Below are 12,319 nucleotides of genomic sequence, written 5' to 3' on the forward strand. Positions count from 1 at the left end.
TGCAGAATTTTGTGTAACCGTGGTTTGGGTTACCGCTGAGGAAGTCGCCCCTCGAACTGGATCGTAAAGCGGTTCAGCGCAGCCTTCCAGTCGCGGATCGGCAGCGTCCATTTCTTGGTGATGTTGCGCAGAGCCAGGTAGAACAGTTTCATCAAGGCTTCGTCGCTGGGGAACGCGCCGCGGTTCTTGGTCAGCTTGCGCAGGCTCATGTTGACCGACTCGATGGCGTTGGTCGTATAGATCACCTTGCGGATCTCCGGTGGGTAGTCGAAGAACGGGATCAGTCGTGACCAATTGCGCCGCCATGACTGGCTGATGGGCGGGTACTGGGCGTCCCACTTGGCCTCGAACTCGGTCAGTGCCTGCTCGGCCTCCTCGACGGTGGCGCAGGCGTAAATGCGCTTGAGATCGGCGGCAACCTCGGCGCGGCGTTTCCACGAGACGTAGTTCAGGCTGTGCCGCACCATGTGCACGATGCACAGCTGCACGGTGGTCTGCGGGAACACCGCCTCGATCGCCTCGGGAAACCCCTTCAGGCCATCGACGCAGGCAATGAAGATGTCCTGCACCCCGCGGTTGCGTAGCTCCGTCACGACTTGCAGCCAAAACTTGGCACCCTCGGCCTGCGCCAGCCATAGGCCCAGCACTTCCTTCTCGCCGCCCATGGTGATGCCGATGGCCAGGTACACCGCCTTGACCCGCACCGCGCCCTCGCGCACTTTGACGTGGATGCAGTCCAGATAGACGATCGGATAGACCGGATCCAGTGGCCGCGCCTGCCACGCCTTGACCTCCTCGACGACCGCATCGGTGACTGAGGAAATCAGACTCGGCGACACCTCGGTGCCGTACATCTCCTCCAGGTGCGACTGGATCTCGCGCACGGTCATGCCGCGCGCGTACAACGACAAGATCTTGTCATCGAAGCCGGCCCAGCGGGTCTGGTGCTTGGGGATCAGCTGTGGCGCGAAGCTGCCGTGGCGATCACGCGGAATCTCGATCGGCAGCTCGCCGAACTCGCCCTTGAGCGTCTTGCGGCTGCGTCCGTTGCGCGTGTTGCCGGCCGCGTTGGCGACCGGCTCATGCTTGTCATGACCGAGGTGTTCGGTCATCTCCGCGTCCAGCGCCCGCTCCACCAACCGCTTGGTCAGCTGCTTGAGCAGGCCGTTCTCGCCGATCAGATCCTCGGGTTTGGTGTAGTTGACCAACAGGCTGCTAAGCAGCTCGTCGGGTACCTCATGTGTGCGTGGGCTCATGGTGTCTCCGGGTTAGGTGGCAGTCTCCTGCCTGTGGCCCGGTTACACAAAATCTAGGACACGCCCGGCGTGAACGGACAAGTGGGCCAGAGCAAGTCCGAGAACACCGACCTGTCGCAATACTTCATCGAGCCGTTCTACAACGGCGGCTTCAGCTGGGACACCCGCCGCGGCATCCGCTTCGACGATTCGGCAGCGGCACGTGACCCGGCCAACTGGGGCTCGGCCGGCGGCTGGTTCGGCAACAACGGCATCTTCTCTACCGAAAGCAAGGACACGTACGGCCAGCTGGATCTCAACCTGCAATTCGACAGCGTGTTCAATCAATTGCTGCTGGGCGTGCGCCACGGCAAGCATGACGAACGCTTCGAGCTCAATGTCTATGGCGGTGTCACGCCGGGCACCCTGGCCGACGTAGGCACGATCGGACTCACCGATCTGCAGGGGTTCTATCCCGATCATGGCCAACATCTACAGGCAGGTCGCAACAACGTGCTGAACTGGATCCGCAACAGCCCGGTCGATTACAGCGCGCCGGATCCGGCCAGCTACCTCAATAACAGCTGGGCGCTCGAGCAGACCAACAAGGCGGCCTATGCGCAGCTGAATTTTTCCAGCGGAGGTCTGCGCGGCAATCTTGGCGTGCGCTACGTGGATTCCAATACAGAAGGCAGCGGCTTCGTCTACAGCGGCACGCCCTCCCTTGCCGATGCCGGCAGCCTGTGGCAGACCCGCACCCGCAAGGAAGACTTTCTGCTGCCTTCGCTGACGCTGTCGTACGACACCAGCGACGACTGGGTGTTCCGCTTCGCCGCGGCCAAGGTCATCGCCTGGGCACCGTACAACCAGATGGTCAACAACACCTTCCTCAACGACACCACGTTGACCGGCAGCGGCGGCAATGCTGAGCTTTCGCCGTACGAATCCTGGAACTTCAATCTCTCTGCCGAATATTATTTCGCGCAGCAAGCAGTGGTGGCGTGGTCGGTGTTCTACAAGAAGATCGACAACTATATCGACACCAGCGCCAGCGTCGAGCGCCAGTACAACGCACTGCGCGATACCGCACCGCAGAGCTGGGCGCAGCTGGTGGGCAGCAACGGCTGTACCGCCGATGGCTATTGCGACTACAGCATTCAGCGGCCGCGCAATGCCGGCGATGGCAAGGTCAAGGGCTTCAACATCTCCTTCCAGCAACCGTTCGGCGACAGCGGCTTCGGCCTGACCGCCAACTACACCTATGCCGCTGGCGAAAACAACACTGGCGATGCACTGCCCTACCAGTCGCGCAACAGCCTTGCCTTCAGCCCTTACTACGAAAAAGGCCCGCTCAATGCGCGGCTGACCTACAACTGGCGCGACAGCTACCTGGCCGGCGGTTATGTGGCCGGTGCGGCACCGGCCAGCGTGGACGATTACGCCGAACTCGGCGCCAGCATCGGCTATGCGTTCAGCCCGAACTGGTCGCTGCAGGTCGATGCGCAGAACCTGCTGGACGAGGAATACCTGCAGTATCTGGGCGACAAGGACCATCTGGCCGGCCGCTACAAGAGCGGACGCCGCTACATGGCCAGCCTGCACGTGAAGTTCTAGCGCAGCCAGCACCGACTGCGCTCACCGCCAGGCGGGCGCGGTCGGCACTCATCGCCGGGGCATACCACGCGTACGTCCGGCGATGAGTGCGCCATCCGCCGACCTGACCACTGCTCACTACGGTTTGCTGGCCGCCTTCAGCCTCGAAGACAGCCGCCGCGTGCGTTGTAGAAGCGCACGCGGCCTTGTCCGGATGCATGCCCTACAGGAAGGCTCAACTGCGCAATGCAGCCACCCGTTGCGACAGTTTCTTCGCCGAGACCCCGGATCTTGCACCGAGCTCCTGCGCAAACACCGACACGCGCAGTTCTTCCAGATCCCAGCGCAGCGCCTGCCACTCTTGGCGGTTTTGCAAACCGCGCGCGGCGGCCTCTGCCACTGCATCCACGAACGGTTTGAGCTCGAGCATGCGCGTCTGATCGCGCGCAGGATCGCGCTTTGCGCGCTCGGTGCGCAGGATCATCGCCCTGAGGTAGCGCGGATAATTGGCCAATGCGTCGGCCGGCGTGTCGCGCAGGAAGCCTGCATGGACCAGCGCGCGCAGTTGCTGCTCCATGTCATCCAGATTGCCGCGCGCCCAGCCCATCAACGGTGCTTCCAGCAGTGGCTTGAGTTCGGCCGCCGCGCCCAGGATGCTTTCGGCCAACTTCAAGCGCTCCATCGCTTCGCCGAACAGCCGCTTGCTCGCATCGTCGCGACGCTGCGCAAATGCGCCAGGGTCGCGAATGGCGCCCAGGCCATCGGCCAGCACGGCATTGAGCGCCGCATCGACCAGATCGCCACGCAGGCGTTCCTGCGATTCGATCGCCGCATACAGCAGCCCGGTCTTGGGCGACACTGGCAATTGCTTGCGTGCCTGCTTGATCTTGTCGGCCAGGGCGATTTCCAGCATCCGCCGCACGCCGCGCGGATGCGCCCGCACCGCTTCGTTACGGTCGGCGAAGATGCGTAGCGCCGCAGTTTCGCCCTGGTCCACCAGCGCCGGATACGCCGGCACGCCGGCCTCGCCGGCCACCTGTTCGGGAATCGGCGCAGCCGGAAAATCGCGCAATCCTTCGGCGGCCAGCGCGCGCCCGGCCCGTGCGGCAAACGCCTGCCCGGCACGTTCGCCGAAGCGCGCGCGCAGCCCGTCCAGATCGCGCGACTCGGCCAGCACCCGGCCGTCGTCGTCGCGCAGGCGCAGGTTCATCAGCAGGTGCGTGTCCAGCGCCTGCTCATCGAAATCCAGCGCCGTCACCTGCGTCCCGGTAGCCTTGGCCAGAAAGCGCGCCAGCTCGCCACGCAGATCGTCGGCCGAGGCCACGCTATAGGCCTCGTAGAACGCGCGCCCGAAATCCGGTGCCGGCACGTAGTTGCGGCGTTGCGCCTTCGGCAGGCTACGAATCAACGCAGACGCCTTGTCGGCAACGAAGCCCGGGGCCAGCCACGATAGTCGCGCTGGATCCAGCGCATTGAGCAGGTGCAGCGGCACCTCCAGCGTCACGCCGTCATCGACGGCACCCGGCTCGAAACGGTAATGCAACGGCAGGCGCGCATCGCCGAGCGGGAAATACTTCGGAAAGCGATCGGCTTCGCTGCCTTCGCCCGGCAGCAGGTCGTTCAACGACCAATGCAGGCTGCGGCGCTTGTCCGGCGGCAAGGTCTTCCACCACGCATCCAGACCGCTGGCCGAATGCAACTCGGCCGGAATGCGATCCAGATACCAGCGCGCCTGCCAGCCTTCGTCGGCAACGATACCGGCGCGACGCAACTTGGCCTCTTCTTCGCGCGCCTGTTCGAGCACCTTGAGATTGTCGGCCACGAATGCGGCGCGCGTATTGATTTCGCCCGTCACCAAGCCTTGGCGCACGAACAGGTCATGCGCTGCGGCCGGGTCGACCTTGCCGAAATGCACGGGCTTTTTCGGCGCCAGCACCAGCCCGAACAGGCTGATCTGTTCCGAAGCGACCACCTGCCCCTGCGCACGCGACCAATGCGCATCGAAATGCTTGCGCGCCAGCAGATGCGGCAGCTCGGCGATGGCCCAGTCCGGCTCGATCGCGGCATTGGTCATGCCCCAGACTTTCTGCGTGTCCAGCAGCGTGGCCGCCAGAATCCACGGCGGCGGTTTGCGCGCCAGCGCCGAACCCGGGAACGGCACGAAACGGCGTTGCCGCGCGGCCAGGTAGTCGCCCTTTTCCGTGCGATGGCCGATCTGCGTCGGCAGCCCCGCCAACAGTGCGCGATGCAGCGCCTGATACGCCGCCGCACGTTCGCGCTCGCTGCTGCGCGCCGACGCTTCGGCGGGCTCGGCCTGCTTGTTCGCCGCCGCCGGCGCGGGTGTTGCAGGCGCTGCGTTGGGATCGGGCTTGCCTTCGCGCGCCAGTCGCGCAGCACGGTGCAGCTGACCACGCGTGGGCCGGTTGGCGTTGTGGCCGTCCTCGCGGACGGGCGCGCCGGCACCGGCCAGCAGCGGCGCCAGCATCACATTGGCCGGCTCTTCGCTCCAACCCAGTTCTTCGCACAGCAAGCGCAGTTGCCGATGCAGCTCGCGCCACTCGCGCATGCGCAAGAAACCGAGGAAATGCCGGCTGCACCAGTCGCGCAGCTTGGACTGGGTCAGATCTTCATGCACCTGCCGGTACGCATCCCACAAGCGCAGGATGCCAACGAATTCAGAGCGCGCATCGGCAAACAGCGCGTGTGCGTTATCGGCGGCCTCGCGCGCTTCCGGCGGGCGCTCGCGCGGATCCTGGATGCCCAGGAATGCGGCGATGATGATCATTTCGCGCAGGCACCCATGTTGCTGCGCGGCCACCAGCATGCGCGCCAGCTTGACGTCCACCGGCAGGCGCGCCATCTGTCGCCCAGTGGCGGTCAGACGCCGCTGCGCGTCGATCGCACCCAGCTCCAGCAGCTGCTGCCAGCCATCGGCCACCGCACGTTCGTCGGGCGCTTCCAGGAACGGGAAGTCTTCGATCCTGCCCAGCCCCAACTGCAGCATGCGCAAGATCACCCCGGACAACGAGGAGCGTCGGATTTCCGGATCGGTGAACGCCGGGCGCGCGGCAAAGTCCGCTTCGGCATACAGCCGGTAGCAGATGCCCTCGGCAATGCGCCCGCAACGGCCCATGCGCTGGTTGGCGCTGGCCTGCGAGATCGGCTCGATATGCAGACGGTCCAGCTTCTGGCGCGGGCTGTAGCGCTTGACGCGGGCAAGCCCCGGGTCAACCACATACCGGATGCGCGGTACCGTCAGCGAGGTTTCGGCCACGTTGGTGGCCAGTACCAGGCGCCGCCGCGGGCCCGGATTGAACACGCGATCCTGATCGGCTGCCGACAGCCGCGCGTACAGCGGCACCACTTCGGTTTCGCGGTATTTGCGCCGTTCCAGCGACTGGTGCGCATCGCGAATCTCGCGCTCGCCCGGCAGGAACATCAACACGTCGCCGCGCGGGTCGATGCGGGTGATTTCGTCGATGGCCGCCACGATCGCATCGTTGACACTGCGCTCGCCGTCGCGGCCGCTGCCGTGTTCGCCGTCGTCGCTGTCGCCCGTCTCGCCTTCAAGCGGGCGATAACGCACCTCGACCGGGAAGGTGCGGCCTTCCACGCTGATCACCGGCGCATTGTCGAAGTGCTGTGCAAAGCGCTCGGTATCGATGGTGGCCGAGGTGACGATCAACTTCAGATCGGAGCGCTTGTGCAGCAACTGCTTGAGATAGCCGAGCAAGAAATCGATGTTGAGGCTGCGCTCGTGCGCCTCGTCCACGATGATGGTGTCGTAGGACGACAGCCAACGGTCGCTGGCGATTTCCGCCAGCAGGATGCCGTCGGTCATGAACTTGATGCGCGACTGATCGCTGACGCGATCGGTGAAGCGCACCTGGAAGCCCACCGTCGTGCCCAATGGCGTCTTCAGCTCGTCGGCCACGCGCGCGGCCACTGCACGCGCGGCGATCCGGCGTGGTTGGGTACAGCCGATCATCCCGGCGGCTCCGCGCCCGGCTGCCAGGCACAGTTTGGGCAGCTGGGTGGTCTTGCCCGAACCGGTTTCGCCGGCGATGACCACCACCTGATGGTCGCGGATCAGCGCGATGATGCGCTCGGCCTCGCGCGCGATGGGCAACTGGTGGTCCAGCGTGATCGCCGGCTGCTGCTCGGCCCGCGCCTGGCGTTGTGCCTGCGATGCCGCCAGCGCCTGCTCGAACGCATCGCGCACCTGCGGGTTGCCCGGCTTGCCCTGCCAGCGCGACCATAGGCCCAGCAAGCGGCCACGGTCGCGGCTCATCGCGCCATCCACGGCACGGCGGCGCTCACGCAAGGTCTCGGCAAGGGTGGAGTCGATAGCGCTCATTGATGGAAAAATGTGAAAAATTGAATGACGTTTGATCCTTTAGCCTGTCTATTGTGACGCCATAACTGTTCTGTCAGACATCAACCCTCAGAAGGACCCTTCCATGTCCAAGAAAAAGAACGCCAACAAGCCCGTCATCGTCAACGATGCCCTGCCGGTTGCAGCCGCCTCGGCGCCGCATATCGATATCGGGATCAAGGACGCCGATCGCAAGCAGATCTCCGACGGTCTGGCCCGCTACATGGCTGACGCCTTCACCCTGTATCTGAAGACCCACAACTTCCACTGGAATGTCACCGGGTCGATGTTCAACTCGCTGCACACCATGTTCGAAACCCAGTACACCGAACAATGGGCGGCGCTGGACGAAGTGGCCGAGCGCATCCGTGCCCTGGGCTACAACGCGCCGGGCTCGTATCGCGAATTCGTCGCGCTGACCTCGATCCCGGAAGAGCCGGGCCTGAGCGACAGCGCCGACTGGCGCGAAATGGTGCGCCAGCTGGTCAGCGGCAATGAAGCGGTCTGCCGCACCGCCCGCAAGGTGCTGGGCACCGCCGACGATGCCGGCGACGATCCGACCGTGGACCTGCTGACCCAGCGTCTGCAGACCCACGAAAAGTACGCCTGGATGCTGCGCTCGCTGCTGCAGTAAACCCTCTGGGCTTCGCCCCCTGCGGGTTTGCCCAAGGTTTTGCAGTTGCGAAACCTTGGGCCCCGGCTCAATCGCCTGCCACACCCCGCGCCTTCGGCGCGCCCCCTGACTCAGGGGGCGCAGCCATCTCCGCTTCGCGGACATGTCCCCCAACATTTGCAGTGCAAACGTTGGGCCCCGCTACGCATCTCCACACCCCGCGCCTTTGGCGCGCCCCCTGACTCAGGGGGCTATGGGTGGTTAGGTTCACGACGATCGTCTGCATCGATTGCCGGAAATTAAGCCCCTATCCCATCGGGAAAGCGTTGGGGTGAGGGTACGGGGCGAAGTCTCATGGCGCTGACTGCGCACAAGACTTCACACACTGCCGGCCATCCGCCAGCCGCATCACGGCAATCCCTGATGCCTCTTCGCGTCGTCCCACCCAGCATCCGCCCGGCCAGGGCTTGACCCGCACGGTATCCTAGGCGGATGTCTTCCCCCGCCCACGAACTGCTCAGCCGCGTCTTCGGCTACGACGACTTCCGCGGCCCGCAGCAGGCCATCGTCGAACACGTTGCTGCCGGCAACGATGCCCTGGTCCTCATGCCCACCGGTGGCGGCAAGTCGCTGTGCTACCAAGTGCCGGCGCTGCTACGCGACGGCATCGGCATCGTGATCTCGCCGCTGATCGCGCTCATGCAGGACCAGGTAGAGGCCCTGCGCCAGCTAGGCGTGCGCGCCGAATTCCTCAATTCCACGCTGGATGCAGAAAACGCCCAGCGCGTGGAACGCGCCCTGCTGTCCGGCGACCTGGACCTGCTCTATGTTGCGCCCGAGCGCTTGCTGACCCAGCGCTTCCTCTCGTTGCTGGAACGCAGCCGCATTGCGCTGTTCGCCATCGACGAAGCCCATTGCGTCTCGCAATGGGGCCACGATTTCCGTCCGGAATACCGCCAGCTCACCGTACTGCCCGAGCGCTGGCCGCATATTCCGCGCATGGCGCTGACGGCCACCGCCGACCCGCCGACCCAGCGCGAAATAGCAGAGCGCCTGGATCTGGTGGACGCGCGCCACTTCGTCAGTTCCTTCGACCGCCCCAACATTCGCTACACGGTGGTGCAGAAGGACAACGCGCGCAAGCAGCTGCAGGAATTCCTGGGCCGTCATCGTGGCGCGGCCGGCATCGTGTATGCGATGTCGCGGCGCAAGGTGGAAGAAACCGCACAGCAACTGTGCGCGCAAGGCTTCAATGCACTGCCCTATCACGCCGGCCTGCCGGCAGAGGTGCGTGCAGAAAACCAGCGCCGCTTCCTGCGCGAGGACGGCATCATCATGGCCGCCACGATCGCTTTCGGCATGGGCATCGACAAGCCGGACGTGCGCTTTGTGGCGCACGTGGATCTGCCCAAATCGCTGGAGGGCTACTACCAGGAAACCGGCCGCGCCGGCCGCGACGGCGACCCGGCCGAGGCCTGGCTGTGCTACGGCTTGGGCGATGTAGTGCTGCTCAAGCAGATGATCGAACAAGGCGAAGCGGCCGAAGAGCGCAAGCGCCTGGAGCGCGCCAAGCTCGACCACCTGCTTGGCTATTGCGAATCCATGCAATGCCGCCGCCAGGTGCTGCTGGCAGGCTTCGGCGAGACCTATCCCAAACCCTGCGGCAACTGCGACAACTGCCTGACCCCGGCCGCCGCGTGGGACGCCACGGTGGCCTCGCAGAAAGCGCTCAGTTGCGTCTACCGCAGCTGGCAGCGTTTCGGCGTGGGCCATTTGATCGACATCCTGCGCGGCAGCGAAAACGAGCGCATCAAACAGCTGGGCCACGACCAGTTGAGCACCTACGGCATCGGCCGCGATCTGGACGAACGCACCTGGCGCGGCGTGTTTCGCCAGCTGGTGGCCGCCAGCCTGCTGGAAGTCGATAGCGAAGGTCACGGCGGCCTGCGCCTCACCGATGCCAGCCGTCAGGTACTCAAGGGTGAGCGCCAGGTCATGATGCGCCGCGAAAATCCGGCTGCCGGGCGCGAGCGTAGCGCGCAGCGCACCGGCCTGCCGGTGCAGCCGCAGGATCTGGCGCTGTTCAACGCCTTGCGTGGCTTGCGCGCGGATCTGGCCAAGGAACAGAACGTGCCGGCCTTCGTGATCTTCCACGACAGCACCTTGCGCAACATCGCCGAGCAACGGCCAACCAGCATCGATGCGCTGTCGCGGGTGGGCGGCATCGGCGGGGGCAAGCTGGCGCGCTACGGCGCGCAATTGATCGAGATCGTGCGCGACCAGGGCTGATGCAGCAGCGTGTGTCAACACAACACCGCGCACGGCACAAAAATCCGCAAGATCGACAGCGCGCATTCAATCAGCCGTTGCTAGTTTCACAGAGCGAGCTGGCACGCGCTGCCAGCCCCTCTTCGTAGAGTCCAACCGATGAAACGCAGCCTGCTTGTCCTGGTCACTCTGTTTGCCGCCGGCAGCGTCGCCGCTGGAAGTGCGTTGGCTCAAGCCAGCGACGGCAGCCCCGAAACGGCGACCGCACGTTCGCTGGACCTGAGCATTCCGCAAGCCCCGGTGCAGCTCCGCTCCGACCCGGAATACAGCAACGACCCACCGGGCACCTTCTACGGCGACAAGAGCGGACCCAAGCCGGCGCTGGCCCGGCCAAGTGCCGCTTCCATCGCTGCCGAGCGTGCCGAGCAATGCCAGGGCAAGCTGCATGGTGCTGTCGAGACCGGCCTGGGCTATTCCAGTCGCGGCGGCAACAGCAACTGGCAGGCGGTGAATTTGAATTCGTGCAAGACCTATTACGACGACGACGGGAAGGCGCACCAGATTGGTGTCAGCATCAGTGTCGGACGTGGTGAAGGCTCCATTTTTGGCCCGCGCTATGCACCTGGCGGCTATGGTCCGGGCCCGTTCGGCTGGTAACCATACGGCAAGGTGTGCGTTGACAGAGGGTTCACTGCCGCATCGCTGAGAATGTGGCCTGCCTTACGAGACCAGCTCATGCCACAGAACAAGGAACGGCCGGTTGTCTTCGTTGTCGAAGACGGCGACGGAACCCGACAGCTCAGCTGCCTTGTGCTGGAGAGCTATGGTTTTACTTGCCGTAGCGCCGGCTCGGTCGAAGAAGCCTTGGCCTTGATCGAAAGCGACCCGCGCGTGGATGTGCTGTTTTCCGATATCCATTTCCCCGGCGGCTTGACCGGTGTGGACCTGGCGCTCAAGACCGCGCATGCGCCGTACAACCTGCCGGTGCTGCTGACTTCCGGCCTGGCGGTCGAATATGTGGAAGAGATCCTGCCCGACGGCGTGGCCTTCCTGGAAAAGCCCTATACCCCTGAGCAACTGCTGAGTGCGATCCGCAGCGTGATGGCCAAGCACCGCGTGCTGGCCACGCCGGTCGCGTAACACGAGCGGCCGCGACTGGACGGCTGCCCACAATCCCGGTATTAAATGCCGGCCCTCGCGCGATGCGGCGGCAACGGGGATTGACCACGACACGGTAGTACCACAGACGCGGCGCACCGCCCGGTTGGCAATACCGTGTCTTAACGCCAGGGGAAAACATGAGACATCTAGTGACCGCAGCCATTGCCATGGCTGCGCTAAGCGGTTGCGCCACGGTCATGAACGACGCGACCCAGCCAATTCGCATCGACACCAAGACGGCCGACGGGCAATTGCTTTCCGGCGCCGACTGCGCCATCAGCAACGACAAGGGCCGGGTCACGGTGAAGTCCGGCCAGACCGCACAAGTGCGTCGTTCCGCGCGCGATCTGGAGGTGACCTGCGTGCTACCCGGCCAAAGTGATGCCGCGGGCCGTTCCATCTCGCGCGCCAACATGGGCATTTGGGGCAACATTCTGATCGGCGGGGCGATCGGCGCCATCGTCGATCACAGCAAGGGCACCGGTTATACCTACCCGAGCTGGATCCAGTTGGTGTTCGGGCAGACACTGAGCTTCGACCGCCATCGTGAAGACCGGGGCCAGCCGCTGCAGGGTGAGAACGCGCACGGTGTGGTGGCGACACGCAATCCCAGTTCCGGCAGCCCCACGCACGCGTCGGCGGTCACCCTGCCATTGCCGAGCGAATCGGTAGCCTCCGAACGGGCAGCCGTTACGGCAATGCCTGCGGCTGCCGCAGGCAACGCTGGGCCTGCAGGCCCAGCCATGTCGACCGACTCGGCGGCCAGCCGCGCCCAGGGCATCAGCAATGGCCTGCAATGCGGCACCGTGCAGGCCACCAGCGCCACGCGCTTCAGCGCGGTCTGCAGCAGCGGCACCACGGTGCAGATCGATTGTTCCGGTTTCCGCTGCACTTCCACGTTTCAGTGATGCGGTGAGCGGTGAGTTGTGGGCACGGGCCACGGTCATGCAAAAGTCGTCGCGACGGCTGTCGGAAACGTCCCGACAGCTTGTCGGCTCTCGCCCGATTTACGCGACAGATGTCGCATTTAAACTGCAGCTACCGGACGCGAGGCCTGTTGGGCCGCTCAACTCG

Annotated in this window: 7 protein-coding genes and 1 pseudogene; 6 read left to right on the plus strand and 2 right to left on the minus strand. The window is 64.7% G+C overall.

What is annotated here, in order from left to right:
* Positions 1 to 29: 29 nt before the first annotated feature.
* Positions 30 to 1,256: an IS256-like element ISXax1 family transposase gene (locus ACCQ00_RS15435; RefSeq protein ID WP_011345585.1), complete on the minus strand. Its 1,227-nt coding sequence runs from the start codon at positions 1,254 to 1,256 to the stop codon at positions 30 to 32.
* Between the two features lie 66 nt (positions 1,257 to 1,322).
* Here ACCQ00_RS15435 and ACCQ00_RS15440 point away from each other — a divergent pair.
* Positions 1,323 to 2,849 (plus strand): annotated as a pseudogene (locus ACCQ00_RS15440) (TonB-dependent receptor domain-containing protein); the annotation flags it as partial.
* A gap of 214 nt (positions 2,850 to 3,063) precedes the next feature.
* Here ACCQ00_RS15440 and hrpA read toward each other — a convergent pair.
* The gene (gene hrpA, locus ACCQ00_RS15445; RefSeq protein ID WP_372353976.1) at positions 3,064 to 7,185 is read right to left on the minus strand and encodes an ATP-dependent RNA helicase HrpA; all 4,122 of its coding nucleotides are present in this window, start codon (positions 7,183 to 7,185) and stop codon (positions 3,064 to 3,066) included.
* Between the two features lie 103 nt (positions 7,186 to 7,288).
* On the opposite strand from hrpA, the gene ACCQ00_RS15450 reads away from it, so the two are divergent.
* From ACCQ00_RS15450 to ACCQ00_RS15470, 5 genes are all read left to right on the plus strand, one after another.
* The gene (locus ACCQ00_RS15450) at positions 7,289 to 7,837 is read left to right on the plus strand and encodes a Dps family protein (RefSeq protein ID WP_017155541.1); all 549 of its coding nucleotides are present in this window, start codon (positions 7,289 to 7,291) and stop codon (positions 7,835 to 7,837) included.
* 471 nt (positions 7,838 to 8,308) lie between these two features.
* Positions 8,309 to 10,105, plus strand: coding sequence for a DNA helicase RecQ (gene recQ / locus ACCQ00_RS15455; RefSeq protein ID WP_372353977.1), 1,797 nt, complete (start codon positions 8,309 to 8,311; stop codon positions 10,103 to 10,105).
* 138 nt (positions 10,106 to 10,243) lie between these two features.
* Complete coding sequence (locus ACCQ00_RS15460) at positions 10,244 to 10,741, plus strand: hypothetical protein (protein WP_017155539.1); 498 nt, start codon at positions 10,244 to 10,246, stop codon at positions 10,739 to 10,741.
* Positions 10,742 to 10,819: 78 nt separating this feature from the next.
* Positions 10,820 to 11,224, plus strand: coding sequence for a response regulator (locus tag ACCQ00_RS15465; protein ID WP_008578047.1), 405 nt, complete (start codon positions 10,820 to 10,822; stop codon positions 11,222 to 11,224).
* A gap of 218 nt (positions 11,225 to 11,442) precedes the next feature.
* On the plus strand, positions 11,443 to 12,153 hold the full coding sequence (locus tag ACCQ00_RS15470) for a hypothetical protein (RefSeq protein WP_236493323.1): 711 nt from the start codon (positions 11,443 to 11,445) through the stop codon (positions 12,151 to 12,153).
* Positions 12,154 to 12,319 lie beyond the last annotated feature (166 nt).

Origin of the sequence: Xanthomonas sp. NCPPB 3761, from assembly GCF_041475705.2 — a bacterium.
Taxonomy (GTDB): Bacteria; Pseudomonadota; Gammaproteobacteria; order Xanthomonadales; family Xanthomonadaceae; genus Xanthomonas; species Xanthomonas phaseoli.

Bases quoted from the DNA above. Each gene is read 5' to 3' on its own strand.
- ACCQ00_RS15450 (WP_017155541.1), top strand. From the start codon at position 7,289: ATGTCCAAGAAAAAGAACGCCAACAAGCCCGTCATCGTCAACGATGCC.
- recQ (WP_372353977.1), top strand. From the start codon at position 8,309: ATGTCTTCCCCCGCCCACGAACTGCTCAGCCGCGTCTTCGGCTACGAC.
- ACCQ00_RS15465 (WP_008578047.1), top strand. From the start codon at position 10,820: ATGCCACAGAACAAGGAACGGCCGGTTGTCTTCGTTGTCGAAGACGGC.
- ACCQ00_RS15470 (WP_236493323.1), top strand. From the start codon at position 11,443: ATGAACGACGCGACCCAGCCAATTCGCATCGACACCAAGACGGCCGAC.
- ACCQ00_RS15435 (WP_011345585.1), bottom strand. From the start codon at position 1,256: ATGAGCCCACGCACACATGAGGTACCCGACGAGCTGCTTAGCAGCCTG.
- hrpA (WP_372353976.1), bottom strand. From the start codon at position 7,185: ATGAGCGCTATCGACTCCACCCTTGCCGAGACCTTGCGTGAGCGCCGC.
- ACCQ00_RS15460 (WP_017155539.1), top strand. From the start codon at position 10,244: ATGAAACGCAGCCTGCTTGTCCTGGTCACTCTGTTTGCCGCCGGCAGC.